The following is a 23,446-nucleotide window of genomic DNA, read 5'->3' as shown; positions in this document are numbered from 1 at the left end:
GCTCCCCCTGCATGGCGCTGCTGCCGCAATTCCTGGAAGAGCTGCGCCGCCGCGTCTCGATCTTCGATGTCGTGGGACGGCGCGTGCGGCTCAACCGGCGCGGCCTGCAGGCGACCGGCCTCTGCCCGTTCCACAACGAGAAAAGCCCGTCCTTTCATGTCTATGAGGGGCCGGACGAGCCGCATTACCATTGCTTCGGCTGCGGCGCCCATGGCGATGTCATCACCTTCGTCATGGAGACGGAGGGGCTGCAGTTCCGCGACGCGGTCGAGAAACTGGCCGGTGAAGCTGGTCTCGAAATACCGCGCGACAATCCGGAGGCTCGCGAGCGTGCCGAACGCCAGGACACTTTGGCCGGCGTCATGGAGCTTTCGGCCAAATTCTTCGAATCCCAATTGGGCGGCAGTGCCGGCCGCGCTGGGTTCGACTATTTTCGCCGCCGTGGCCTCACCCCGGAGACGATCAAGCGATTCCGCTTAGGCTTCGCGCCGGACGGGTTCGAGGCGCTGAAATCGAAGCTCGCCAAGGAGAATATCCCGGAAGCCATCTCGCTCGAATCCGGCATGCTGGTGAAGAATGACGAGACGGGCCGCGTCTATGACCGCTTCCGTGGGCGCGTCATGTTCCCGATCATGGACGCCAAGGGCCGGGTCATCGCCTTCGGCGGCCGCGCGCTGGGCGACGAAAAGCCCAAATATCTCAATTCCCCTGAGACACCGCTCTTTCATAAGGGCCGGACGCTCTACAACCTCAACCAGGCCCAGAAACCGGCCCGCGACAAGAACGAGATCATTGTCGTCGAAGGCTATATGGACGTGATCGCCCTGGCCGAGGGTGGCTTTCCCCACGGCGTCGCCCCCCTTGGCACGGCCCTCACCGAGGACCATATCCAGCTGCTCTGGCGCTTTGCCCAGGAGCCGATCCTCTGTTTCGACGGCGATGCGGCCGGCCAGAAGGCCGCCGCCCGCGGGGTGGATCGGGTCCTGCCGCTGCTGAAGCCGGGCCTATCGCTCCGTTTTGCCTGGCTGCCCCAGGGCCAGGATCCTGACGACCTCATCCGCGGTCCCGCCAATGGCGGCGGCGCCGGGGGTGGGGCGGGGGCGATGCGCCAAGTGCTGGAAAAGGCCCAACCCCTGGTCGACGTTCTTTGGTCCGAGATTCTCGCCGGCCGCACCTTGGATACGCCGGAACGCCGCAGCGGCTTCCGCCGCGATCTCCTCGGTGCGATCAACCGGATTGCGGACAAGGGCGTGCTGGAGGATTACCGGCGGGAAATGCTGGGCCGGCTCGACCAGATGTTCGCCAAGCCGGCTTCTGAGGCGCCAGATCGAGCATCAATACGCCTAAAAACCAACCGTCGAGAGTACCCTCGCGAACCGGGGCAAGCTCCAAATCTCATAAACAAGGGGGGGGAAGCTCCTCGCCGAGGAACCGCACTGGTTAAAAAGCAGCCCTTTGAAGTGATGCTGGCAATACTCATTAACCATCCGGACTTGCTCCACAGGCATGGTGAAGCGGCCGCCTTGGTGCCTATTCCGGACCGTCAGCTTGACAAGCTGAAGGGGGCCTTGTTAGACCTCGCCTCCCAGTATCCGGACCTTGACGCCAGCGAGCTTAGGAACCATTTGATGGAACTAGGTTTCTCCGCAGCGATTGAAGCTCTGGTTCGGCACACGGGAACGATTAGTTTCGCCCTTCCTTCGGCCGGGTTAGCCCACGCCGAGGCGGGGCTTTTGCACGTTATGGCCATTATTCGCGAGCCTGAGATTAAGGCAGAGTGGGACGCGGCGGCACGGGCCCTGGAGGAAGACATGTCTCAGGAGAACCTCGACCGCTTCCAAGCGGTAAGACAGCAGATGCTGGAATCGGAGAGCCGCCGTCGGGATCTCGATCTCGCTGATACTGAACAGTTATTCAAGAATTGAACGGCTATTCAGCCGAGATGACCGACTAGACGCTCAAAAGGGCTCAGGTGAGATTAGATGGCAACCAAACCGACCGCGAAACCCCAGGCCGACGCAAACAAGCCCAAGGAAGAGACCGCCGAGGGTCCGCTGATGGACGGCATGAACGCCGCCGTCCGCAAGATGCTGGCCAAGGCCAAGGAGCGCGGCTACGTCACCTATGACGAATTGAACGCGGTCTTGCCGCCCGAACAGATGTCTTCGGAACAGATTGAAGACACGCTGGCCCTCCTCAACGAGATGGGCATCAATGTCGTCGAGAATGACGATAGCGAGGAATCCGAGGACGAGCCCAAGGCCGAGGCGGAAGCCGATGGCGAGGAAGAGGGCAAGGCCGCCGGCAATCTCAACGACAGCGATGTTGGCCGCACCGACGATCCGGTGCGCATGTACTTGCGCGAAATGGGCTCGGTTGAATTGCTCTCGCGCGAAGGCGAAATCGCCATCGCCAAGCGCATCGAGGCCGGCCGCGACATGATGATCGGCGGTATCGGCGAAAGCCCGACCACTCATCGCAGCATCGTCGAATGGCGCGACAGGCTGAAGGCCGGCGAACTTCTGCTGCGCGACATCATCGATCTCGATGCCAGCATGGGCGGCGTGCCCGGCACCGAAGAAGAGATGATGCGCGAGAACGAGGCCGATCTCGAAGGCGAGGAGCCCGAGGCCGAGGAAGCGGAAGGCGAAGGCGAGGCCAAGCCCGCTGCAGCCGAGGGCGAAGAGAGCGAGGAGGCCGCGGTATCGCTGGCTTCGATGGAACTCACGCTCATGCCGCAGGTGCTGGAGACTTTCGACAGGATCGCGGCGCTCCAGAAGAAACTGGAGAAAGTGCAGCTGAAGCGCCTCGAGACGATTCTTGCCGGCGAAGATCTCAATCCGCGTTCTGAAAAAGCCTATGAGAAGCAGAAGCTCGAAATGGTCGAGCTGATGCGCTCGGTGCGCCTCAACAACAACCGCATCGAAGCGCTGGTCGACCAGATGTATGGCCTCAACCGCCGCCTCATGGGACTCGAGGGCCAGCTGTTGCGCCAGACCGCCAAGGCCGGCGTGAAGCGCGAGGAGTTCCTGCAGAAATATTACGGTTCCGAACTCGATCCGAAATGGGTCGCCAAGGTCGGCAAGCTGACGGCCAAGGGCTGGAAGAAGTTCGCGACCGACCATAAGGACGAGGCCAGGAACATCCGCGGCGGCATCGCCGAGATCGCAACCCTGGTCAATCTGCCGATCGGCGATTTCCGCCGCATCGTCAACACGGTGCAGAAGGGCGAGCGCGAGGCGTCGCGCGCCAAGAAGGAGATGGTGGAAGCCAATCTCCGTCTCGTCATCTCCATCGCCAAGAAATACACCAATCGCGGCCTGCAGTTCCTCGACCTCATCCAGGAAGGCAATATCGGCCTGATGAAGGCCGTGGATAAGTTCGAATACCGCCGCGGCTACAAATTCTCGACCTACGCAACCTGGTGGATCCGTCAGGCGATCACCCGCTCGATCGCGGACCAGGCCCGCACCATCCGCATCCCGGTGCATATGATCGAAACGATCAACAAGCTGGTCCGCACCAGCCGCCAGATGCTGCATGAAATCGGCCGCGAACCGACGCCGGAGGAATTGGCGGAAAAACTGCTGATGCCGCTGGAGAAAGTGCGCAAGGTTCTGAAGATCGCCAAGGAGCCGATCAGCCTCGAAACGCCGATCGGCGACGAGGAGGACAGCCATCTGGGCGACTTCATCGAGGACAAGAACGCCGTGCTGCCCTTGGATGCCGCCATCCAGGCGAATTTGCGCGAAACCACGACCCGGGTCCTCGCGACACTGACCGCCCGCGAGGAGCGCGTTCTGCGCATGCGCTTCGGCATCGGCATGAACACCGACCACACGCTGGAAGAGGTCGGCCAGCAATTCTCAGTGACGCGCGAGCGCATCCGCCAGATCGAAGCCAAGGCGCTCCGGAAGCTGAAACATCCCAGCCGCTCGCGCAAGCTCAGGAGTTTCCTGGATACTTAAGTCTCTCTCACGCGGTCGTCCTCTATTCGTCATGGTCCGCGAAGGCGGACCATCCACACCATCACGAGTTTGTTGGCAACATCGCGATATGGAGATAGAAACTCGTGGATCCCCCGCCTGCGCGGGGGATGATGGTGAGGGTGACGGGCGCCAGCGCGTCTCACTCGGGGGCCCGTAGTTCAGCGGTTAGAACGCGCCGCTCATAACGGTGTTGTCGGGGGTTCGATTCCCTCCGGGCCCACCACTCTCATTTTTCTGCCCTTTCGTTTCAAAGACTTAGGTGCCGGATTGTCAAACCTTCCTCTTAGGTTTGACACGCGATGTTCCCGATCCGGTCGGGAAAGCCTTGGTAACGGTCGCCATGCCGGCGGCGGCCATTCGCTTCTGATCTGCGGCCTGAGTATACCTTTCCACCTCCCGCAAGGAAACGTGACCGCTGATTGAGGCGATGACATTGGCGCTGCATCCGGCCTCAGCCAGGCGCCGGCAGGCGGCCTTGCGCAGGCCGTGGGCCGATGCGCCGTTCGGTAGCTCGGCTTCATTGCAGCGATCCCGGAACCAGTTTGTAAAGCCGGCGGCCGAGAAGGGCTTGCCATAGGCCGTGGTGAGAAAGGTCAGGTGCTTGGAGGGCGTGGCCTCCAGGATGGCCTGCAGCTCGGTATGGACCGGGATTTCCAGGCTGATGCCGGTCTTTGACTGTCGCACCCGGATGATGCCGTTCTGGACGTGCTGCCGCCCCATGCCGATGACGTCGCCGCGACGTTGCGCGGTATAGAGCAACAGGGCCAGGGCGAGGCGCGCGCGGCTTCCTATGGGGTGCCGCTTCTCGAATTTCGCGATTTCCTCCTCGGTCCAGGTGTGGAAGCCAGCCGTCTTGATCTTGACCCGCTTCACGCCGATGGTCGGATCTGCCTTGATCATGCGGACCATGAGACAGTGCTGCATCAAGGCGCGCAGGGTGTTGAGAAGGTTACGGGCCGCGCTGGGTGTGGCGGCCTTTTCGAGAACCATCTTTTGGATGTGGTGAGGCTCCAGCTTGGCGAGGCGCTTGTCGCCATTCTTTTCCCTGAACCGCTCCAAGACGTTCTTGCGGGTGCGGCGGGTTTCGTCGGCAAGGGCAGCAAAGGTGGCCGAAGCGATATAGCTGGCCACAGCGGCGGCAACGGTGCCCGGGCCGGAGCGGTCGAGGCCGATTTCCCGCTTCCCGCCCAAGGTGCCATCAAGGGCGGCCTGATAGGCCTCCTGGAATTCGGTCGACCCCGGCAGGCCAGGCAGCGGCACCGTTTTGAAGCCGGGCCGGCGGAAGTACCGGCGCACCTTGCCGTGCCTATCTCTGAACTCCTGGACGTACAAGAGCTTAGGCCTTCTGGTCATCGCCTTCATCCCATTCATTGCGTTCGGCTTCCGTTTCCGGTGCCGATGCCGCCCCCACGATGATGACGATCTTGCACGAAGTTGGATCAATCTCAACCCGCGCCACCTTCAGGCCGGCCGCCATCGTGCCTTTGCAGGCGCGGGCGACATCGGCTTGGGTGAAGCGGGTCACGGCCACCTACACACCCCATCCGGCGCAGAAAGAATAGAGGGCGGCCCTCACGCGCCACCACAGGAAGTGGATAGTCGTCATAGAACCACCTCATTGTTTCCGGCCTTGTCTGCCGTGGCGGCCTTCGTCTTCAAGGCGTCACCATCGGGCCGCGGGTTCCAACCTTCCTGTTCGCGGATTTCATTCGGCGTCAGGATGCCGCTATCGACTGCGATCTGGTTGGACTTCCACCGAGTTTCGGGATCGCCGCGCAAGAGCCCGGTCAGATCGATTTCAAAGCGATGCGTTCGCCGCTCTGCTGTCGAGAAGATGCCGCGCATGAAGGTCGCTTCGATCTTCCGGCACCACGTCGAGATGGTACCTTGAGCAAAGAACCGGATCAGCGTTTCGCTGTTGGTGAAGGTCGAGTGGCTTTGATCATTAATGATCGGGCCCGGCACACCATAGAGCCGCGCCGCTTCCTCGACGGCAAAGCGCCTGGCGTCCAATATTTCTTGATCTGCCGGGCTACCGCCCACCGAATCCCATTTGGCGTTCGGCAGGATCATGGCGGTACCGGATTTCTTCGGACCACCATAGAGCTGCTTGAATTCGTTCTTGAGCCGGTCCAGCGTTTCCGCCGTGACCTTGCCGTCGATCGTCACGACACCGCTGGGATAGCTGCCGTTCTTGAACAGGTTGCCGCTGTACTCCGAAAGCGCCAGGGCGGCACCGATGACAGGCGAGGCCCGCTCGCTTCTGGCGCGGCCGATGAGGCCGTTATCGGTGCGGTCACGGAGATGCAGCACGTCGGTATCGAGGAGGCGGCGGCGCAGGCCTGTGATAGGGTCCGTATACTCATAGACCATGCGACCCGATGCCAGGATCTTGGGCACCAAGCATGGCCAGGGCAGCGGCACCAGTTCGCGCACCGCGCCGGCGGCGGGGATCTTCTCAAGCGCGGCATTGCCATAGCGCAGGCATTCGGCGCCAAGCCACTGCACCCCATCCGGCCACGAGAGGTTGTCATTAAAGCCGTCGACCGTCAGCCGCGCCAGCGGATGCCCGGGGTCCTCTTCCCGGCCGGCATCCGTGACGCGGTACACATAGGCCGGCAGGCTGCAGATCGTGCCGGCGATGGCATCGATTGCCGCTGCCGCTGCGGACAGCCATTCGGTGCGCATGGCATTGACACGCTGCCCGAAATTGGCGTCGAGATCGCCGTCGAACAATTCGATCAGGCGAAGATCCTTTTGAGTGAGGACCGCCGCGCGGGATTCAGAGCGCTGCCAGGGCCATTTCAAAGGAAGCCCTCCTTGTAGCGCCGAAGCTGCCACAGCGGCGTGCATGCCGATCGGAGATCGCGGGCATTGACCGTGGTCTTGCTGTAAGCGGGGAAGCTGCTGACCACGCTGATTTCGATGAGGTCGATTGCCTTGAGCGTGCGTCGATTGCCCTCCCAGCTATCGCCACCCTTTGGCACCCTGAATCCGAAGCTCATGCCGCCGAGATCGCCACGCTCGGCAAGGGCAAGCACATCCCTGCCGACCGTGGTTTCCGGCACGTCGAGCTCGAAGGCCAGGCCGCGGGCATCCTCGCCCAATCGCAGCGTCCCCGACTTGGTGCGGGCGAGAAGGCGGCTGGCGTCGTGATCCTGCAGGGCGAGGATATCGGGGTTGGATCGCAGCGAGGTCGCGAAAGCGCCCGGCATAATGACCTCGACGAAATCCATGATGCGGGCCTCGGCCAGGAAGATCGAGGCATAACCCTCGAGCTTCCTCTCCTTGACCCGCATTTCCGGTGCAACGCGGCGCTCCATTTCCATAGCCGAGCTCCTCAGAGGATGCCGATCAGGCGGCCAAGCTGGCTGGGCTGGAAGGTGCCGAAGTCAGCCCGGGCGATGGCCCGCACCATGACTTGGTTTTTCTCGAATGCGGTTCCGGCCGCCTTCGATGCTTCGATGGTGATCTGCTGGCGCATCGCAAAGGCGGTGTGCTGGAAGCCGCCGAAGAAATCGGTTGAGGCCACGTTGCTCGAGCCCTGGGTCTCGGTGATCGAGATCTGATTGGAACTCAGCTTGCGGAGCGCGGCGAACGCTGCCGGCGGGGTCAGCTTGGTGAGGTCGCCGCTGATGCCGGTCTTGATCTTGGCCTGCTTGTATTTCGTGCGCGGGGCCTGGATGATCGTGGTGGCGACACCGTTATCCTCTTCGATGGCCTGCATGACATCAAGCCATTTATCGTAATCGGCGGGCGCCACACCGTTGTTGCCCATCTCGACCTCGTTAAGGCCGGTGGTGTTTCTGAGGCCAAGGAATTCCCCGACCCCGGCGCCATACAGGGCGGCATAATCCATCTTGAGGGCCAAGGCCTGTGCCAGCATGTTGTCGAGGATCGCGGCGAACATCGGCGCGTCATCCATCAACTCGGCATTGACGCGGACCAGGGCGGCAACGCTGCGGGCCGTAAGGGCGAGGGCGCCGAAGCTGCCATCCGATTCCGTGATGGTCTGGCCTTCACCGCGGAAGGCTGCGGTTGGATCGCCAAGGACGCGGACCAGGGTCAGGTTGTTCGTTTCCATCGGCACCGTGAGAGCGCCGGCCTGCACCATCACTGAGGCATTGCGCACGAGGTCGAGGATGTTGGTCGAGATCGGCGTCGGGATCAGGAAGCCGCCGGCCGTCGAGGGGACGCTGCCCATGACACGAAGCTCTGCATCGGCGTCATCCCATTTGCCGGTAAACATGCCGCGGATGACGCGACCGAGTGAAAGATTGCGGCAGTCCTGTCCGGTGCGGGCGTGGTGAAAATCCGCCATGCGCTGTTCCGGGGTCAGGCCATAGGCAGCTTGCTCTTCGCCGCTTTCGTCCAGCGGCTTGGCATCGGCCTTGCGGTCGATCGCATCGCGGGTTTCGGCGCGCTCGCGCTTGGCGTCGAGATCGGTCTTCTCGGTCTTGAGGGCGTTCCAGCGCTCGAGCTTTTCGCCGGTCAGATCCTCGCCGGCAGTTTCGGCGCCGTCATAGATGCCGCGCATCTCGGTTTCGACGGCAGTCAGGCGGGCGATGATATCGGAAAGTTTCATTTTCTATCTCCATCAGTGCCCCGGTCAGCTGGTGGGGCCGTGCTGACCGGGGCGGGGATGCGGCGTCATCACGACGCTGCGGGCAAACTGTTAGGCCGGCGGGTTTGCCGTCGGCATCAATCGGGGGTGGCCAAGCAACCAGACGCCAGCAATGAAGATATTGCCGCTATTGTTGCCGGTCGGTGTGATCGTCACGCGGGCATACCGCTTTGAGCCGCTGTAGCCGATCTTTCGGACTTCATTGTCATCGTCGGCGGCAGTGAAGCCGGCCAAGGCCTCGGTGCCGAGAAGGTAGTCATCGGCAACCGCGGCGTGGTCGCTCAAGGCCGGATCGTCGCCGTCCTCGAAAAGAACCGTGAACGTCGCATCGGTGTCGGTGTTAGCGCCGATCAGTATGAGGAATTCCAGGCTGTCGAAGCCGAGCCGGTCGACGATCTGGGAAACATAGGCGGTATTGTCGGTCCCGGCCGCGACGGGAGAAAGCCCGCGCTTGGGGTAGATCTGGTTGTGCAAGTCTCGGTTCATATATCGCTCCATCGATAGCTCGGTGCTGCAGCACCGAGCCGGGGATTGCCGACGCTTCACAGCGTTGGCGGGGTGCCGGCGTCATCACGACGCGGGCCTGATTACTTGCTGCGCTTGGTTTCAGTCACTTCCCATTCCCAGACCGGCAGGCCGGCGCGCTCCGCAATTGTCGCTGCGAGGATGCAACAGTCGAGGACGGTACATTGTGCTGACTTAGCTTTTTCTAGAAGGCGGTCTATTTTTGCGAGGTCATCGATGCGGACGACACGCACTTCGCCAACATGGTCGCGCGTCATTGCCAGATATCTGCCGGCGTCGCTATGAACAGAACCGGCTAGTTCCGAGCGATCCCTCTGCTCGTTGGAGAGAGCGTGCCCCCTGTAACCAACTGCGCCGGATATGGCCTCGATAGAGCGCAGGGTGGGGAGAATCGACATTGCGGCAATATCTGCGACTTGGTGGACCGAGTAGCCAGCGTCGGCAAAAATCTTCTTGGTTGCCATCTCTATGATGTCGTGCAGTTTGAACTGCGTCCACTTACCGGGCGCCGTTTTCGCCAAAATGCCGCGGCGACGCCAGTCGCGCTGCAAGGCGACGGAAACGCCGGTGATCCTTTCAGCGTCTGCCGGCGAAAACGCCCGATCTACTCGCTTGAACTGCAAAGCCATGTGAACCTCCATAGCGTGAGATATGACACGATTCTGGAAGCGTGTCAATCAACACGCTTTTTCGCTTTGTTTGCAGTTTCAGGTTGTGCCAGAGTATGACTGCAATCAGGGAGGGAAGAATGGCTGACGCTATCGTGAAGGGCAAAGTAGTGCAGTTGAAGAGTGGTGGACCGGAGATGACGGTGCGATGGGTCGAGCACGATGAGGGCGAGACGCGGATCGGCTGCGAGTGGTTCAATGACAAAGACGAGTTGAAGAACTCGACGTTCCTGGTCGACAGTTTGGATATCATCCGATGACCATGCGCCGATCTATATTGCGATCAGGGAGGAAATGATGCGGGTCGAGGTTTTGGAGAACGAATACACCGGCGCGCTCCGGGAACTTCGGCAGGCTCTCGTGAGTCGCCGACGAGAAATGGCGAAGGAAGCCCAAGGACAACGCATGGGCCGGCCGCCTGAGTCTGACGCCGGCAGCGCGTGGGGGCCTGACTTCTTGGAGGTTCAGAAGCAGATCGAAGCGGTTGACCGCGCGATTGCGGATGAGAACGATATCGAACCGGCCGCGATTTCGATTGCTGAGATCTGAAAAAGAAGCCCCGCCGTTAAGGGCGGGGCCCGGTGGGCTAGAACATTGCCGTCTTGCGATCTAACCCCGCCGGCCACTTAGGCTCGCGCAGCAGTGGGCGCTGCCGCTGTCGGATGGTGCCGGTGGCGTCGATATAGAACCGCATGAGGATATTCTCGACGGTAGCAGCACCGACACTCATCGTGATTGGCCTCGAGAATTTGAACGTAACCGATCCGTCCCGATGGCGGGTGACACGTGATTTTGTAGTCATTGCGATTGCTCCTATGCGTGGCTTTTGAGGCCATGTGCCAGGTCCCGCCTGGTGTCGGGGGCTCAAAACGCGGCATAGGTCGCGCGGACTTCTTCGAGCCATTGCTGGCCTTATTCCGTCGCACCCCCGACATGATTCTAGCAGGAACTCCTCGCCTGTCGGGACGGGGGCCGCCTATGCAATCAAGGTGTTTTGAGCACCGCGAACACGATGCGCGTGATTTCAGGTTGTGTCAAGATTGCTTAGGAGGACCACACGATGCACCCGCTAGAACAGTCAATCGACCAAGCGATTTCAGCCGCATTCCGAGAGCCAATCGACTGGGACAGGATCAGGTCATGCGTTTGGGATTTGGAGCGAGATGCAACAACGCCAGCGCAGCGGCAGGCCGCACGGGATGTCAAGCATGCTACCGAGCCCAATGCGATTCGCCGCGCTCTTGAAGGTGCGCGACGGGCGTTCTTTGTGGGGAAACCCAACGATGATGGATGGCTGAGGAAATAGAAGATGATGAAAAAAGATGACTGCGAGAAAGCAATCCGTGGCCTCTGCCACGATTGGGGGAGAGAGGTCGGAATCGCTCGTGCCGCAGAAAGTGATCCAAGCTTTTCGCAGTTCAAGACCTGGCTGCATGCCAAGGGATATTCCCACTATCTGAATTTTAGATCGTCAATCAGCGCAGACTACGACGCCGAGCAATGGTTCATTCAGGAATTCAAGCAGGGCTGGCGCTACTAAACCGCAATCACCATCACGCCGAAACCATCGCCAGCGCGCTGAAATCCAGTTCCACATCGGCCGGCGCCCTGGCTGCGATGCCGACCGCCATGCACAAGGCCTGCAGGCAATCAATTCGAGACCGCGCCTTACGCTTGTTGAGCTTACGCGCGCCGGTCGGATCGATATCGACCACGGCCGCGGCGACATGGCTTGTCAGTAGCGGATTGCCGCCGTGCCTGAGCTTCGCCTCGACCACCAGATCCTCGACGGCATCGATCGCCGGGGCCATGTCCTTGAAGCCCTGCCCCCATTCCTCGAGCGGCAGGTCGATTCCTTCCTCGTCAAGCCGGGCCTTGAACTCCTCGATGCGCCAGCGGTCGAAGGCGATGCTGACAAGATCATACCGCTCCGCCAATTCGGCCGCCTTGATCGCCACGGCTTTCTTGTCGATCGCGCGGCCAGCGGGCGCCTGCAGGATGCCTCGGTCGCGCCACAGCGCATAGGGCAACCGTTCGGTTTCCTCGCGTTCCTTGAGCGTGTCGCCGGGCACCCAGGCATTGACCAGGACCGCGCCGCTGTCCGGGAAGAACAAGACGAGGGCGGTAAGGTCGCGGGTCGAACTGAGGTCGAGGCCGCCGAAACACCGCTGCCCGATCAGCGAATCGGGGTCGACGGTGCCGGCGCAGGCCTTCCAATCGGCAGCACCGATGAGCCCGGCCACGGCATCAACCCGCATGTTGAGATAGAGGTTCTTGAGCTTGGGCAGGCGGGCCGGCAGGCGCCGGGCCTTGGCGGCATAGGCGCGGAGCTCGTCAAGGCTGCGGAAATCGCCCAAGGCCGGATTGGCGAGGGGCCACAAGCTTTCGTCGAAGGGGTCGGCATCGTCGGGGCAGGCGAAAACAAATCCGGCAAAACGCGGATCCTCGACCACCCCGGCGTCGACGTCCTTGGCATAGTCGACTAGCTCGGACATGACGGAAAGCGGATCGTGGCTTTGCGTGCTGATGACCCAGAACAGGGGATTTGATCGTGCGCCTTGGGCTGTTTCCAGCACGTCGAAAAGCTCCCGATCAGGCGCCTGCGCCAGCTCGTCATAGATCACCAGCGAGGGGTTGAGGCCATGCTTGGTGGCGACGTCGGACGAAAGGGCGTGGTAGGTGCTGCCGGTCTCGACGTCCTCCATTTCCCGGTTGAACTCACGGATGATGATCCGATCCGAAAGGCCGGGATCTGCCAGGATCATGGCTTTCATCTCGCGGAAGATGATCGCGGCTTGCGCCTTGTCAGCCGCTGCCGAGACGATCTGCCCGCGGGCCTCGGCTTCCGGCCCGACGAAATGCGCCAGGGCGAGGGCGGCCACCAAGGCGGATTTGCCGTTTTTCCTGGCCATGGTCAGCAAGGCCATTCTGACCAGGCGCGTGCCGTCGGCGTTGCTGCCGTCATAGACGCGCCGGATGATGGCCTTCTGCCACGGCCGGAGACGGAACGGCTTGCCAGCCTCGGGGCCCATCGTGATCGTGAGCGTCTCGACGAACTTGATGACCCGCTGCCCACGCGTCAGTCCCGATCGCTTCCAGGCCGGCCGGGACGGGCGCTTTCCGCGCCGCTGGGGCGCCTCCGACCGTTTCCGGGCAGGCTTGGCGCCGGGACCTCGTGCGCCCATCAGCCGGCCGCCCCATCATGAACTAACTCTGTTTGCGTGCCCCGAACGGTTCCGAGCCCCAAGCGCTGAGAGATTTTTTTGTGCCTCGTCATGGCTTGTTCCAGGCATGGTCGGGGTCGAGGGGCCATCCGTTGGCATCGCAGCCCACCACCACGGGCTTACCGTCGCGCTTGCGGGTGCCGTCGCTGCGTTCCTTGATCTGGGCATCGTGGCTGGCGCACAGGCTGCGCAGGTTCGGCAACGCGTCAGCACCGCCGTTGCGTCTGCTCACGATGTGGTCAACGTGGGTGGCTCGGGCACCGCAGCCCTTCACGATGCATTTACCGCCATCACGCTTCAGTGCAGCCAGCCGGAGCCGCTTCCAGGTGGCCGATGAATAGAACGGATCACGCGGCATCGTCCGCAGTCCTGAAGTCAGCTTCGATGATGTCATCAGGCTCAACCCGAACGTTGCCGAGGGCCAATTTTGGTTTTTCGTCCCGACAGAGCGCTGCTGGTCGCTGAAAAGAGGCAGTTAAGGAAGGAAGCGAGGCGATCTTCTCGTTACGGGTACCTGGTACAATAGATGTGTCACGCTGGTGTGACCGTGAAAGGGCATTTTTGGCGATCACGGTCACGCTGGTGGGACTGTCAGAGGTAATTTCATTACCAGTTTGGGGGTCACGGTCACGCTGGTGGGACCGTGCGTCACGCTGGTGTGACCGTGTTTTGCTTTTGTCGCCTCGATCACGGTCACGCTGGTGGGACTGTCCATGCGCCGCCGACCACCTCATGAAGTCCATTGAAGCCTTCTCGTCTCCGACCTTCTCGCCGGTCAGTTCCCATGTCCTCGACTCCTTCGTTTTGGTGGTGAACGAGGACTGCTTGGCGACCTTGAGAAAGCCATGGTTGACGAGCTCATTGAAGGCCCGCATCGCCCTGTTGCGGCCGATGCCGATGGCCTCTGCCTCTCTAACGGCATAGCCGATGTAGCCGTTATTGGTGCCGTTGTGGCGTTGCCAGACATCGATCAGGAGAGCCTTGGCATCGCTGCTGAGTGAGCGCCACGCCAGCGATTCGAGCATGACGTGCTTTAGGGCGACGAAGCGCTCCCCGCCGCCGCGGCCGGTTTTATTGGCTTTCCTGCTCATTTGCCACCGCCCAGGGTGTGCCGCCTGATCAGTGTCAGCCGCTCTATCAGGGCATCCAAGTGGCGCGGGTGCAGCAAGATGTAGCTGTCGGCCTCTTCATCGCAATCGGCCTCCTGCCGGATGCAGATGCGACCGCTCGGCACCTCGTAAACCGCGACCGCAAGCTGCGTCGGGACGACGACATCGTCCTGGTCGAGCGACCATGACCAATCGCGGCCTTGCGCCTCAGTGTCGTCGGGGGTATTCTGCGCCTGCCCTAGATTTCGAAGATCAGCCTCGACGGTGCTTGCCGGCCCGTCGGGGCTTTTTCGTTCCGAATCGGGTGGCTCTGGGTTTGACGATCCTTGGAATAGCTCTTTTGCATCAATGAGACGATTTTCGCCGGTTTGACACTGCAAGCTGCTGTCGGTCTTAGAAGTTTTGCGCCCCTCCGGGCCCACCATTCCCTTTTTGTCCGGGCCGCTCATTGGAGGCGGCGGCTATAGGCGCGAGGCGAAGACGGCGTCGCCGTCGCGTTGGTCGTTGAGGGTCGAGTGGCGGACGATATCGTTGAATTCCGGGGAGCTTTCCGGAATCTGGCCGCAGCGGCGAACCGCGGCACGAACGTCGATCTCGGTGCCGATGAACTGCAGGACGGTGCGCAGCGCAATGACTTCGGCGCGCGGATCCGGCTCCACGCCCATGCTGAGGCCGCTCAGATAAGGATTCCGGTCGAAATCGGTGAGGTAGAAGCTGCCATACCAGATCGCCTTGCCGATCAGGCATTCGCGGACCATGAGATGAGCGCGCCCGTCGAGCACGAAACCGGTGCCGGCATATTTGACGCAGGAAGGCATGGTCGAGGTGCCGCCGGAGAAGATGTCGAGCGCCTTGATGGCAAGGCCCTTGGCCGTCGCGGCCAGGCGTACCAGTGAGCGGTTGATCATCGCGTTCCATCGGTCATCGCGCTGGTAGAGGAAATAGTAGCCGACGAGAGAGCGGGCGATGTCGGCATCGTGGCACGAGGCAAGCTGTGCCATGAGGACGGCGCCGGGGTCGAATATGGGCGCGGCGGCCTCGGCGGCGAGACGCGGCGGACGCAGGCGCACGAGTTCGCGGAAGCGGCCAGGCTCCATCAGAATCTCGTGCTCTTCCACGCCGAAGAAATCGCATATGCGGCGCAGCGAGCGCAGGGACGGCTGGCCGCCACCGTTCAGATATTTCGTGAACTGCTGCCGATTGATGCCGGCGCGGCGGCAGACATCGCTGATCGAATGGCTGTAGGCGCAGAGCGTCCGAAGGTTCAAGGGCAGGTTGGCGGCGGACATGGCGGTTGTACTTCAAGGCTATTCCTGACGCTAACTGACGCTGTTTGTACCACAGGTCGCGTCGAATTGACGCTATTTTTCAATTGCTGATGGAAGGAGGCAGCCGGCATCCTTGGGTCATCCAACGAATCTGAAGAAACGAACTGGGAGATTGAAATGTCGATGTCCGAACGCGACCGCGCCTTGGGGATGGATCGCAAGATCAGCCGCCGAGATTTCATGAATGGCGTCGCCGTGACCGCCGGCGCGCTTGCCGCCTATGGCGCGGGCATGATGAAGGCACGGCCGGCGACAGCTGCCGACGGCGCCTATCCGCCAGGCCTGACCGGTCTGCGCGGCCACAATGCGGGCGCCATGGACGTGGTGCATGCCTTGCGCGACAATCGTTTCTGGCAGAATGCGGGAGAGATCGAAGCACTGGACGAACGTTATGACCTCGTCGTCGTGGGTGGGGGCATCAGCGGTCTCGCCGCGGCCTTTCTCTATCGCCAGCAGCATGGCGAGGATGCCAAGGTACTGGTCCTGGAGGCGCAGGACGATTTCGGCGGCCATGCGCGCCGCAACGAATTCACCGCCGGGGATGGCCGGAAACTCATCGGCTATGGCGGGTCCCAATCCTTGCAGACGCCGAGCTATTTTTCGCCCGCCGTCACCAAGCTGTTGCTGGATATCGGCATCGACACCGAGAAATTCAAAACATTCTACGACCGCGAATGGTCGGAGAAGCGGGGCCTCGGCGAGGCGGTGCTGTTCCGCAAGGAAGTGTTCGGCGAAGACAGGTTGGTGAAGCAGAGCGAAAAGGCGGCGGAGTGGGTTCCGGAGACGCCACTCAACGAGCAAGCGAAGAAGGATCTCATCGAGCTTCTCGACAGCCCCCGCGACTACCTGCCCGGCAAGTCGCGGGAAGAGAAGATGAAAATTCTCTCCGAAACCACCTATGCCGAGTTCCTCACCAGGATCTGCGGCTATGACCAGCAGCTCGTCGCCTATTTCCAGAACTCGACCGAAGGCTATTTCGGCATGGGCATCGACGGCACGACGGCGCTCGATGCCTGGGGTAATTGGAATCCGGGCTTCGACGGCATGGATCTCGGCGACAGGGCCTATAAGACGATGAGTCCCAGCGGGCGGCTCGCGCTGACCGATCCGGATCCCTATATCTTCCATTTTCCCGATGGCAATGCCGGCCTTGCCCGGGCACTGCTGCGGGCCCTGGTGCCGGCAGCTCTGCCCGGCGACGGGATGGAAAGCCTCGCCACCAATCCGGTCGATTACGCCCAGCTAGATCTGCCCGGGAACGCGGCCCGCGTGCGCATCAACGCCCCGGCGATGCGGGTGAAGCATGTGGGTGCGCCCGACAACGCCGAGGAAGTGGAGATCGTCTATCATAACCAGGGCAAGCTCTACGCCGTGACGGCCGGCCATGTCGTCCTGGCCTGCTGGCATCGCGTCATCCCCTTCATCACCGACGAATTGCCTGCGGAGCAGGTGGCGGCGCTGAACGATCAGGTGAAGGTGCCGCTCATCTACACGAACGTGCAGCTTCGTAATTGGGAGGCGCTGGCGAAGCTGGGCATCCGCGGTTTCGAATGTCCGTCGGGCTTCTGGCACGGCGCGTCGATCGACTTCCCGGTCAGCATGGGAGACTACAAATTCCCGCAGGAGCCCAGCGAACCGATCATCCTGCATCTTTCCAAGGTGCCGCTTACCGGCGAGGCCGGGATTTCCACGCGCGCGCAATGCGCCGCCGGCCGTCAGGCCCTGGTAACGATGACTTTCGAGGATATGGAGCGCGAAATCCGCGACATGCTGGCCCGGGCGCTGGGCGGCGCCGGCTTCGATCCGGCGCGGGATATCGAAGGCATTACCTGCAATCGCTGGTCCCATGGCTATGCCTATGAGTATATGCGGCCGTGGGACACCTACTGGCCCGATGGCGAGCTGCCGATCGTCAAGGCGCGCAAGCCCTGGGGCCGCATCGCGATCGCCAATTCGGATGCGGGTGCCTATGCCTATGCGCATTCGGCGGTTGACCAGGCGGCGCGCGCCGTTCGCGAACTGCTCGGCGATCCGGGCGACCTTCCTGCCTTTGCGGATTTCCCCGGGCCCCCACGGGCGGCGTTGGGGCTGTAGCGGCGGTCCGCATATGACCCCTGCAATCTTGTGACTTGCGCGGGGAGCGGCGATGTGGCGGCATCGCTGCTCCCTTTCTCCACCGATCTCGGTCCCGCCCATGCCCGATCTCTCCGCCTTCCCCATCACCAAGCGCTGGCCGGCGCAGCATCCGGATCGGCTGCAGCTCTATTCGCTGCCGACGCCCAACGGCGTCAAGGTGTCGATCATGCTGGAAGAGATTGGGCTCCCCTATGAGCCGCATCTGGTCGACATCACGAAGAACGAGAGCTGGCTGCCGGAATTCCTGTCGCTCAATCCCAATGGCAAGATCCCGGCGATCATCGATCCCAACGGGCCTGGTGGGCGACCGCTGGGGCTCTTCGAATCCGGGGCGATCCTGCAATATCTGGCCGAGAAGACCGGGAAGCTGCTCTCGGCCGATCCCATCCTGCGCATGGAGACCATCCAATGGGTCTATTTCCAGATGGCGGCGGTGGGGCCTATGTTCGGCCAGGTCGGCTTCTTCCATAAATTTGCCGGCAGGGAGATCGAGGATAAGCGGCCGCTGCAGCGCTATGTCGACGAATCAAAGCGCCTGCTGGGCGTGATCGAGGATCGGCTCGAGAGGCGCGTTTGGCTGATGGGCGACGAATACAGCATCGCCGACATCGCGCATCTGGGCTGGGTGCGCAATCTCATCGGCTTCTATGGCGCCGGCGATCTGGTCGGCTATGACAGGCTGAAGAACGTGCCGGCCTGGCTCGAGCGCGGCCTTGCGCGGCCGGCGGTGCAGCGCGGCCTCGCCATTCCGGCCCGTCCGGCCTGAGGCCGCTATTTCAGCGCCGCCTTGATGGCGCGGATCGCCTGGCGCGTCCTGTGCTCGTTCTCGACCAAAGCGAGGCGTACATGGTCGTCGCCATATTCGCCAAAGCCGATGCCCGGCGCCACGGCGACGCCGGCTTTCTCGATGAGCAGCTTGGAGAATTCCAGCGAGCCCAATTCGCGGTAGCGTTCCGGGATCGGCGCCCAGGCAAACATCGAGGCGGCGGGTGCCGGTACGGGCCAGCCGGCGGCATTGAGACCTTCGATCAGCACGTCGCGGCGGCTTTTGTAGCGCGCCCGCATCTCCTCGACGCAATCCTGCGGGCCGTTGAGAGCCGCGGTGGCCGCCACTTGGATCGGCGTGAAGGCACCGTAATCGAGATAGGATTTGACGCGCGTGAGCGCACCGATCAGGCGCTGGTTGCCGGCGCAGAAGCCGATGCGCCAGCCGGGCATGGAATAGGTCTTGCTGAGCGAGCTGAACTCGACCGCGATCTCCTTGGCGCCCGGCACTTCAAGGATCGAGGGCGGCGGATTGCCGTCGAAATAGACCTCGGCATAGGCGATGTCCGAGATGATGAATATCTCATGCTTGCGACAGAAGGAAACGACTTCGTGGTAGAAATCGAGGGTCGCCACTTCCGCCGTCGGGTTGCTGGGGTAGTTGACGATGACCGCCAAGGGCTTGGGCACGGAATGGCGCACGGCCCGGTCCATCGCCACCAGGAACTCATTGTCCGGATGGAACGGGATCGAGCGGATGGCGGCACCCGCGATGATGAAGCCGAAGGCGTGGATTGGATAGGAAGGGTTCGGCGCCAGGATGACGTCGCCGGGGCTGGTGATGGCCTGGGCAAGGTTGGCAAGACCCTCCTTGGAACCCAGGGTCACGATCGCCTCGCGTTCCGGATCGATCTCGACATTGAAGCGCCGCGCGTAATAGGCCGCCAGCGCCTTGCGGAGGCCCGGAATGCCGCGCGAGTTCGAATAGCGATGAGCGCGCGGATCCTGCAGGGTTTCGGCCAGCTTATCGCTCACATGCTTGGGCGGCGGCTGATCGGGATTGCCCATGCCGAAATCGATGATGTCCCGACCGGCAGCTCGGGCGGCGGCCTTCAGCTTGTTCACTTCGGCGAACACATAAGGCGGCAGGCGCTTGGTGCGGTGGAACTCGGCATCCATCGGTCGATCGGTCCTTCGGCTGGCGGTAATGCAATGCCATCGCCGGCATCGCGGGGCGCGCAGGCTGACCTGCTTCCCAAGGGCTGTCAATTACACGATGGGCGCCGGCGGCTACTTTACATTCGTTCAGGAGGTCGATCGCGGCAGGATGGAGGCAAGCTCCACCACGGTGCGAACGCCCATCTTGGCGAGGACGCGCGAGCGGTGCACTTCGACGGTGCGCACGGCGATGTCGAGTTCGGCGGCGATCACCTTGTTCGGCTTGCCGGCGATGAGGAGGGGCAGGATCTGCCTTTCGCGCTCGGACAGGGCGCCCAGCCGATCCTGGCGCGCGGTTTCCGCTTCCTGCCGGTGCCGGGCGAGCTTGGCGGCGTCCAGGGCCTCGCCGACGATGCGCAGCAACTCGCCATCGTCGAACGGCTTCTCCAGGAAATCGTGAGCGCCACTCTTGATGGCATCGACCGCCAGCGGCACATCGCCATGCCCGGTCAGGAACACAATTGGCAGGATGCTGCCCATGGCTTTTAGCTGCCGGTGCAATTCCAGCCCCGAAATGCCGCCGAGGCGGATGTCGAACACGGCGGCGCCGACGGCCTCGACGCCGCCATCCGCCAGAAAGGCCTCGCCCGAGGCATAGGTCTTCACCGCATGTCCGGCCGAGGTGAAGAGATAGGCCAGCGCATCGCGCACGGCATCGTCATCGTCGACGATATGAACGAACTCGCTCATGGCACATCCTCCGCCGCCACCGAGAACAGGAAGATGGCGCCGCCCTCCGGCCGATTTTCGAACCAGATGCGGCCGCGATGCAGTTCCACGATGGTGCGGCAGATATTGAGGCCCATGCCCATGCCCTCGGTCTTGGTGGTGGCGAAAGGCACGAACAGGCTGGCGCTGATGTCGGCGCCGATGCCGGGTCCCCTGTCGGCGATGGAAACGACGATCTCATCGCCCTGCTGATGGCGCCGGATGGTCAGCATGCGCCAATGCGGAACGGTTCGTGCCATGGCTTCGATGGCATTACGCACCAGATTGAGCAGGACCTGTTCGAGCAGGATCTGGTCGCCACGGCATTTGGCGATGGCGCGATCGGCGGTGAAGTCGACAGTGACATGGCGCGCCTTGAGGTCGGCGGCAACGAAGTCGAGCGTGTCGGCGATCAGTTCGTCCATATCCAGCACTTCGAACTTCGGCTCGCTCTTGCGCACGAAGGCGCGCACGCGGCGGATGATCTGTCCGGCGCGCTGCGCCTGGGCCGAGATCTTCCCGAAATTCTCGTTGAGGTCGGCCACCGGTATGGCCTCCGTCTCCAGACGTTTCATCGAACCGGTGGCATAGCTTGAAATGGCGGCAAGCGGCTGATTGAGTTCGTGCGCCAGGGTCGAGGCCATCTCGCCCATGGTGACGAGGCGGGCCGTCTGCGCCAGCTTTTCGTTCTGCTGGCGCGACATGTCTTCCATAAGCTTGCGCTCGGTGATGTCGACGACCGAAGCCATCCAGCCGCAATGCCGGCCTTCGGCGTCGATCAGCGGCGCCTCGTAAACGAGGGCATCGAAACGCTCGCCGTTGCGGCGCTGGAACTTGATTTCGAATCCTTCGCTGGGCGCCCGGCCGTCGAGCACCATGCGATGAAGTTCCATGGTCCGGTCCATATCCTCCGGCACCCAATAGGGCATCGGCGGCGTCCGGCCGATCAGTTCCTTTTCGCTGAAGCCCGTCATGTTGCAGAAGGACGGATTGACATAGATGATCCGGCCGTCGAGATCCCGGGCGCGCATGCCGACGGTCAGCGATTCCTCCATCGCCTTGCGGAATGCGTGTTCCTCGCGCAAGGCGGCTTCGGCCAGGCTGCGGCGCTTCATGTTGGAGCGCGTCACGATAAGGCTGGCGATGGCGAGAAGGGAGAACCAGACGATCGCGGCGATGAGCGCATTGCCGGCCAGATCGGTGCGGTCGTTGAATGGTTCGACGGTAAGCAGCAATCCGCCGCCCGGCGGGTCGAACAGGATCGCGTGTCGCGTCAGGCCGGATGCGGCCATGCTCTGCGACTTTCGCGCCAGCGTCTCGCCATCCTGGTTCTCGAACGTCACCTGATATTGCTGCGCCACCCACCAGGGAACCTGGCTCGCCAGAAGCGCATCCAGCGAGAAATGCGCGATCAGCAGGCCGGCGGGTTTCACATCCCGGTAGAGCGGAATGGCGAGCTCCATCAGATATCTCCGTTCCGCCGATTTGAAAGCGGGCGAGAATTGGCTCTTGCCGGTCTGCACTGCAAGTTCGCGTGTGCGGCCGCTGGCGCTGGCGGGTGCCGCTTCCAGTTCGGCAAAGCTGCCGGGGATGGCTGCCTGGGTTGCGCCGGCCGCATCGCGCCAGGCCAGTTCGGCGATTTCCGGGCTGTTGCGGACGATATGTTCGAAGCGGTCGCGTACGATCTGGGGCGGGAGGCCATGGCTGATCTCGAAGGCGAGTTGCGCCAGATCGTCCTGATCGGACTGGATGGCGAAGCGCAGCGCCTGTTCGACCCACAGCGCATCGTTGATGAGCGTGATCCGTTTGGCGTCGCGCTCCTGCCGGTCCATGAACCAGAGGAGGGCGCCGAGGAGTCCCAGGACCAGCAGAATGGCCGCCGCCGGCACCAGGGCCATCCATTGCTCGCGCCGGCTCCCCAGCATGACCCGGCGCTGCGCCGTACCGTTCAAAGCCCAGCTATTTCGGCCGCTGCCGCCCAAGCGCGCTCCCCGATATCTTGGTCGATTGTGGAAACCCACAATAGCGCAGCGGATGGAATTGCGCGATACCGGCAGGATCAAGACAAGGCGGGACCAACCGCCCGGACTCAAAATGGGAGGAAATCATGAAACGCCTAGCCGTGGCCGTGCTGGCTGCGACCCTTTTCGCCGTGCCGGCCTTCGCCCAGGAAATCGTCATCAAGTTCAGCCATGTCGTGGCGCCCGCCACGCCGAAGGGTAAGGCCGCCGACCGCTTCAAGGAACTGGCCGAGAAATATACCGACGGCAAGGTCAAGGTCGAAGTCTATCCCAACTCCCAGCTCTACAAGGACAAGGAAGAGCTGGAAGCGCTGCAGCTTGGCGCCGTCCAGATGCTGGCACCCTCGCTCGCCAAGTTCGGCCCGCTCGGTGTACGCGAATACGAAGCATTCGACCTTCCTTATATTTTTCCCGATAAGGCTGCCCTGCGCAAGGTGCTCGACGGCGACGTCGGTAAGCAGCTTTTTGCCAAGCTGGAAGACAAGGGCATCAGGGGTCTCGCTTACTGGGACAATGGTTTCAAGATCATGAGCGCCAATTCGCCGCTGCTGGTGCCGGACGATTTCCTCGGCCTCAAGCTGCGCATCCAATCCTCCAAGGTGCTGGAGGCGCAGATGAAGGCGCTGGGCGCCGTTCCGCAGGTGATGGCCTTCTCCGAAGTCTATCAGGCGCTGCAGACCGGTGTCGTCGACGGCACCGAAAATCCGCCGTCGAACATGTTCACCCAGAAGATGCACGAGGTGCAGAAGCACGCCACCATCTCGAATCACGGCTATCTCGGCTATGCGGTGATCGTGAACAAGAAGTTCTGGGACGAACTGCCGGAAGAAATCCGCGCGGCGCTGGACAAGGCGATGGTCGAGGCAACCGCCTATGCCAATGAAATCGCCCAGGCCGAGAATGACAAGGCGCTCGCGGCGATGAAGGCTTCCGGCAAGACCGAGTTCCACGAACAGACGGCCGAGGAACGTGCCGCATGGATGGAGGCCTTGCGTCCGGTCCATGACGAGGTGGCGGAGCGGGTCGGTAAGGATCTGATCCAGTCGATCTACCAGGCGACCGGCGCCGCTAACTGACCGGCTGACCTTCTGAACCAGACCAAGGGGACCGCCCCGGGCGATACCGCGTCAA

General features: G+C 62.3%; 24 protein-coding genes and 1 tRNA gene. 9 read left to right on the top strand and 16 right to left on the bottom strand.

Going from position 1 to position 23,446, the window contains the following annotated elements:
* The first annotated feature begins 11 nt into the window (after positions 1-11).
* From dnaG to ACE3TY_RS20410, 3 genes are all read left to right on the top strand, one after another.
* Positions 12-1,925: a DNA primase gene (dnaG, locus tag ACE3TY_RS20420; RefSeq protein WP_374656468.1), complete on the top strand. Its 1,914-nt coding sequence runs from the start codon at positions 12-14 to the stop codon at positions 1,923-1,925.
* 57 nt (positions 1,926-1,982) lie between these two features.
* Entirely contained in the window at positions 1,983-3,968 is a 1,986-nt protein-coding gene (gene rpoD, locus ACE3TY_RS20415; RefSeq protein ID WP_374656466.1) for an RNA polymerase sigma factor RpoD, read from the top strand.
* Between the two features lie 168 nt (positions 3,969-4,136).
* Positions 4,137-4,212 (top strand) — tRNA-Met (locus ACE3TY_RS20410).
* Between the two features lie 47 nt (positions 4,213-4,259).
* Here the strand turns inward: ACE3TY_RS20410 and ACE3TY_RS20405 are convergent.
* The 7 genes from ACE3TY_RS20405 to ACE3TY_RS20375 form a co-directional block, all read right to left on the bottom strand.
* The gene (locus ACE3TY_RS20405; protein WP_374656464.1) at positions 4,260-5,342 is read right to left on the bottom strand and encodes a tyrosine-type recombinase/integrase; all 1,083 of its coding nucleotides are present in this window, start codon (positions 5,340-5,342) and stop codon (positions 4,260-4,262) included.
* Positions 5,326-5,520: a hypothetical protein gene (locus ACE3TY_RS20400; protein ID WP_374656462.1), complete on the bottom strand. Its 195-nt coding sequence runs from the start codon at positions 5,518-5,520 to the stop codon at positions 5,326-5,328. The genes ACE3TY_RS20405 and ACE3TY_RS20400 overlap by 17 nt, the downstream gene beginning before the upstream one ends.
* A gap of 71 nt (positions 5,521-5,591) precedes the next feature.
* Positions 5,592-6,797, bottom strand: coding sequence for a phage portal protein (locus ACE3TY_RS20395; RefSeq protein ID WP_374656460.1), 1,206 nt, complete (start codon positions 6,795-6,797; stop codon positions 5,592-5,594).
* A complete protein-coding gene (locus tag ACE3TY_RS20390) occupies positions 6,794-7,318 on the bottom strand; it encodes an HK97 family phage prohead protease (RefSeq protein WP_374656458.1) in 525 nt (174 codons plus the stop codon). Before ACE3TY_RS20390 ends, ACE3TY_RS20395 begins: the two co-directional genes overlap by 4 nt.
* Positions 7,319-7,329: 11 nt before the next feature.
* The gene (locus tag ACE3TY_RS20385; RefSeq protein WP_374656456.1) at positions 7,330-8,574 is read right to left on the bottom strand and encodes a phage major capsid protein; all 1,245 of its coding nucleotides are present in this window, start codon (positions 8,572-8,574) and stop codon (positions 7,330-7,332) included.
* A 90-nt stretch (positions 8,575-8,664) separates the two neighbouring features.
* Complete coding sequence (locus ACE3TY_RS20380) at positions 8,665-9,099, bottom strand: hypothetical protein (RefSeq protein ID WP_374656455.1); 435 nt, start codon at positions 9,097-9,099, stop codon at positions 8,665-8,667.
* A 101-nt stretch (positions 9,100-9,200) separates the two neighbouring features.
* Positions 9,201-9,767, bottom strand: coding sequence for a hypothetical protein (locus tag ACE3TY_RS20375; RefSeq protein WP_374656454.1), 567 nt, complete (start codon positions 9,765-9,767; stop codon positions 9,201-9,203).
* A gap of 119 nt (positions 9,768-9,886) precedes the next feature.
* On the opposite strand from ACE3TY_RS20375, the gene ACE3TY_RS20370 reads away from it, so the two are divergent.
* Both ACE3TY_RS20370 and ACE3TY_RS20365 read left to right on the top strand, forming a co-directional pair.
* Positions 9,887-10,066 (top strand): DUF2158 domain-containing protein, encoded by a 180-nt coding sequence (locus tag ACE3TY_RS20370; RefSeq protein ID WP_374656453.1) that lies wholly within the window; start codon positions 9,887-9,889, stop codon positions 10,064-10,066.
* A 34-nt stretch (positions 10,067-10,100) separates the two neighbouring features.
* Positions 10,101-10,355 carry a hypothetical protein gene (locus tag ACE3TY_RS20365; protein ID WP_374656451.1) on the top strand — a complete coding sequence of 85 codons (255 nt, stop codon included), beginning with the start codon at positions 10,101-10,103 and terminating at the stop codon, positions 10,353-10,355.
* A gap of 37 nt (positions 10,356-10,392) precedes the next feature.
* Here ACE3TY_RS20365 and ACE3TY_RS20360 read toward each other — a convergent pair whose 3' ends face one another.
* Positions 10,393-10,608: a hypothetical protein gene (locus ACE3TY_RS20360; protein ID WP_374656449.1), complete on the bottom strand. Its 216-nt coding sequence runs from the start codon at positions 10,606-10,608 to the stop codon at positions 10,393-10,395.
* A 507-nt stretch (positions 10,609-11,115) separates the two neighbouring features.
* Between ACE3TY_RS20360 and ACE3TY_RS20355 the strand changes: the two genes are divergently transcribed.
* Positions 11,116-11,346: a hypothetical protein gene (locus tag ACE3TY_RS20355; protein WP_374656447.1), complete on the top strand. Its 231-nt coding sequence runs from the start codon at positions 11,116-11,118 to the stop codon at positions 11,344-11,346.
* Positions 11,347-11,359: 13 nt separating this feature from the next.
* Here ACE3TY_RS20355 and ACE3TY_RS20350 read toward each other — a convergent pair whose 3' ends face one another.
* From ACE3TY_RS20350 to ACE3TY_RS20330, 5 genes are all read right to left on the bottom strand, one after another.
* Positions 11,360-12,991, bottom strand: a complete 1,632-nt coding sequence (locus tag ACE3TY_RS20350) for a terminase large subunit (protein ID WP_374656445.1) — start codon at positions 12,989-12,991, stop codon at positions 11,360-11,362.
* A gap of 88 nt (positions 12,992-13,079) precedes the next feature.
* The gene (locus ACE3TY_RS20345) at positions 13,080-13,388 is read right to left on the bottom strand and encodes an HNH endonuclease (protein WP_374656443.1); all 309 of its coding nucleotides are present in this window, start codon (positions 13,386-13,388) and stop codon (positions 13,080-13,082) included.
* On the bottom strand, positions 13,378-14,121 hold the full coding sequence (locus ACE3TY_RS20340) for a hypothetical protein (RefSeq protein ID WP_374656441.1): 744 nt from the start codon (positions 14,119-14,121) through the stop codon (positions 13,378-13,380). The genes ACE3TY_RS20345 and ACE3TY_RS20340 overlap by 11 nt, the downstream gene beginning before the upstream one ends.
* Positions 14,118-14,588, bottom strand: coding sequence for a hypothetical protein (locus tag ACE3TY_RS20335; protein ID WP_374656439.1), 471 nt, complete (start codon positions 14,586-14,588; stop codon positions 14,118-14,120). The genes ACE3TY_RS20340 and ACE3TY_RS20335 overlap by 4 nt, the downstream gene beginning before the upstream one ends.
* A 12-nt stretch (positions 14,589-14,600) precedes the next feature.
* Positions 14,601-15,428, bottom strand: a complete 828-nt coding sequence (locus tag ACE3TY_RS20330; protein ID WP_374656437.1) for a helix-turn-helix domain-containing protein — start codon at positions 15,426-15,428, stop codon at positions 14,601-14,603.
* Between the two features lie 156 nt (positions 15,429-15,584).
* On the opposite strand from ACE3TY_RS20330, the gene ACE3TY_RS20325 reads away from it, so the two are divergent.
* A complete protein-coding gene (locus ACE3TY_RS20325) occupies positions 15,585-17,561 on the top strand; it encodes an NAD(P)-binding protein (RefSeq protein ID WP_374656435.1) in 1,977 nt (658 codons plus the stop codon).
* Between the two features lie 100 nt (positions 17,562-17,661).
* Entirely contained in the window at positions 17,662-18,369 is a 708-nt protein-coding gene (locus ACE3TY_RS20320; protein WP_374656433.1) for a glutathione S-transferase N-terminal domain-containing protein, read from the top strand.
* A 5-nt stretch (positions 18,370-18,374) separates the two neighbouring features.
* Here the strand turns inward: ACE3TY_RS20320 and ACE3TY_RS20315 are convergent, their stop codons facing one another.
* The 3 genes from ACE3TY_RS20315 to ACE3TY_RS20305 all read right to left on the bottom strand — a co-directional run bounded on the left by ACE3TY_RS20315 (position 18,375) and on the right by ACE3TY_RS20305 (position 22,276).
* Complete coding sequence (locus tag ACE3TY_RS20315; protein WP_374656431.1) at positions 18,375-19,547, bottom strand: LL-diaminopimelate aminotransferase; 1,173 nt, start codon at positions 19,545-19,547, stop codon at positions 18,375-18,377.
* 126 nt (positions 19,548-19,673) lie between these two features.
* The gene (locus tag ACE3TY_RS20310) at positions 19,674-20,276 is read right to left on the bottom strand and encodes a response regulator transcription factor (RefSeq protein WP_374656429.1); all 603 of its coding nucleotides are present in this window, start codon (positions 20,274-20,276) and stop codon (positions 19,674-19,676) included.
* A complete protein-coding gene (locus ACE3TY_RS20305; protein WP_374656427.1) occupies positions 20,273-22,276 on the bottom strand; it encodes a sensor histidine kinase in 2,004 nt (667 codons plus the stop codon). The genes ACE3TY_RS20310 and ACE3TY_RS20305 overlap by 4 nt, the downstream gene beginning before the upstream one ends.
* Positions 22,277-22,401: 125 nt before the next feature.
* Here ACE3TY_RS20305 and ACE3TY_RS20300 point away from each other — a divergent pair, with 125 nt between their 5' ends.
* Complete coding sequence (locus tag ACE3TY_RS20300) at positions 22,402-23,391, top strand: TRAP transporter substrate-binding protein (protein ID WP_374656425.1); 990 nt, start codon at positions 22,402-22,404, stop codon at positions 23,389-23,391.
* The last annotated feature ends 55 nt before the right edge of the window (positions 23,392-23,446 follow it).

The sequence above is a fragment of the Dongia sp. genome (assembly GCF_041918875.1).
Classification (GTDB): Bacteria; Pseudomonadota; Alphaproteobacteria; order Dongiales; family Dongiaceae; genus Dongia.
Note: the sequence above shows the minus strand (reverse complement) of the source record. Positions and strands in the feature narration are given on the sequence as shown.

What these genes read in the sequence shown, in the direction of transcription:
- dnaG (WP_374656468.1), top strand. Translation starts at nt 12, where the DNA reads ATGGCGCTGCTGCCGCAATTCCTGGAAGAGCTGCGCCGCCGCGTCTCG.
- rpoD (WP_374656466.1), top strand. Translation starts at nt 1,983, where the DNA reads ATGGCAACCAAACCGACCGCGAAACCCCAGGCCGACGCAAACAAGCCC.
- ACE3TY_RS20405 (WP_374656464.1), bottom strand. Translation starts at nt 5,342, where the DNA reads ATGACCAGAAGGCCTAAGCTCTTGTACGTCCAGGAGTTCAGAGATAGG.
- ACE3TY_RS20390 (WP_374656458.1), bottom strand. Translation starts at nt 7,318, where the DNA reads ATGGAAATGGAGCGCCGCGTTGCACCGGAAATGCGGGTCAAGGAGAGG.
- ACE3TY_RS20385 (WP_374656456.1), bottom strand. Translation starts at nt 8,574, where the DNA reads ATGAAACTTTCCGATATCATCGCCCGCCTGACTGCCGTCGAAACCGAG.
- ACE3TY_RS20380 (WP_374656455.1), bottom strand. Translation starts at nt 9,099, where the DNA reads ATGAACCGAGACTTGCACAACCAGATCTACCCCAAGCGCGGGCTTTCT.
- ACE3TY_RS20375 (WP_374656454.1), bottom strand. Translation starts at nt 9,767, where the DNA reads ATGGCTTTGCAGTTCAAGCGAGTAGATCGGGCGTTTTCGCCGGCAGAC.
- ACE3TY_RS20370 (WP_374656453.1), top strand. Translation starts at nt 9,887, where the DNA reads ATGGCTGACGCTATCGTGAAGGGCAAAGTAGTGCAGTTGAAGAGTGGT.
- ACE3TY_RS20365 (WP_374656451.1), top strand. Translation starts at nt 10,101, where the DNA reads ATGATGCGGGTCGAGGTTTTGGAGAACGAATACACCGGCGCGCTCCGG.
- ACE3TY_RS20360 (WP_374656449.1), bottom strand. Translation starts at nt 10,608, where the DNA reads ATGACTACAAAATCACGTGTCACCCGCCATCGGGACGGATCGGTTACG.
- ACE3TY_RS20355 (WP_374656447.1), top strand. Translation starts at nt 11,116, where the DNA reads ATGATGAAAAAAGATGACTGCGAGAAAGCAATCCGTGGCCTCTGCCAC.
- ACE3TY_RS20350 (WP_374656445.1), bottom strand. Translation starts at nt 12,991, where the DNA reads ATGGGCGCACGAGGTCCCGGCGCCAAGCCTGCCCGGAAACGGTCGGAG.
- ACE3TY_RS20345 (WP_374656443.1), bottom strand. Translation starts at nt 13,388, where the DNA reads ATGCCGCGTGATCCGTTCTATTCATCGGCCACCTGGAAGCGGCTCCGG.
- ACE3TY_RS20340 (WP_374656441.1), bottom strand. Translation starts at nt 14,121, where the DNA reads ATGAGCAGGAAAGCCAATAAAACCGGCCGCGGCGGCGGGGAGCGCTTC.
- ACE3TY_RS20335 (WP_374656439.1), bottom strand. Translation starts at nt 14,588, where the DNA reads ATGAGCGGCCCGGACAAAAAGGGAATGGTGGGCCCGGAGGGGCGCAAA.
- ACE3TY_RS20330 (WP_374656437.1), bottom strand. Translation starts at nt 15,428, where the DNA reads ATGTCCGCCGCCAACCTGCCCTTGAACCTTCGGACGCTCTGCGCCTAC.
- ACE3TY_RS20325 (WP_374656435.1), top strand. Translation starts at nt 15,585, where the DNA reads ATGTCGATGTCCGAACGCGACCGCGCCTTGGGGATGGATCGCAAGATC.
- ACE3TY_RS20320 (WP_374656433.1), top strand. Translation starts at nt 17,662, where the DNA reads ATGCCCGATCTCTCCGCCTTCCCCATCACCAAGCGCTGGCCGGCGCAG.
- ACE3TY_RS20315 (WP_374656431.1), bottom strand. Translation starts at nt 19,547, where the DNA reads ATGGATGCCGAGTTCCACCGCACCAAGCGCCTGCCGCCTTATGTGTTC.
- ACE3TY_RS20310 (WP_374656429.1), bottom strand. Translation starts at nt 20,276, where the DNA reads ATGAGCGAGTTCGTTCATATCGTCGACGATGACGATGCCGTGCGCGAT.
- ACE3TY_RS20300 (WP_374656425.1), top strand. Translation starts at nt 22,402, where the DNA reads ATGAAACGCCTAGCCGTGGCCGTGCTGGCTGCGACCCTTTTCGCCGTG.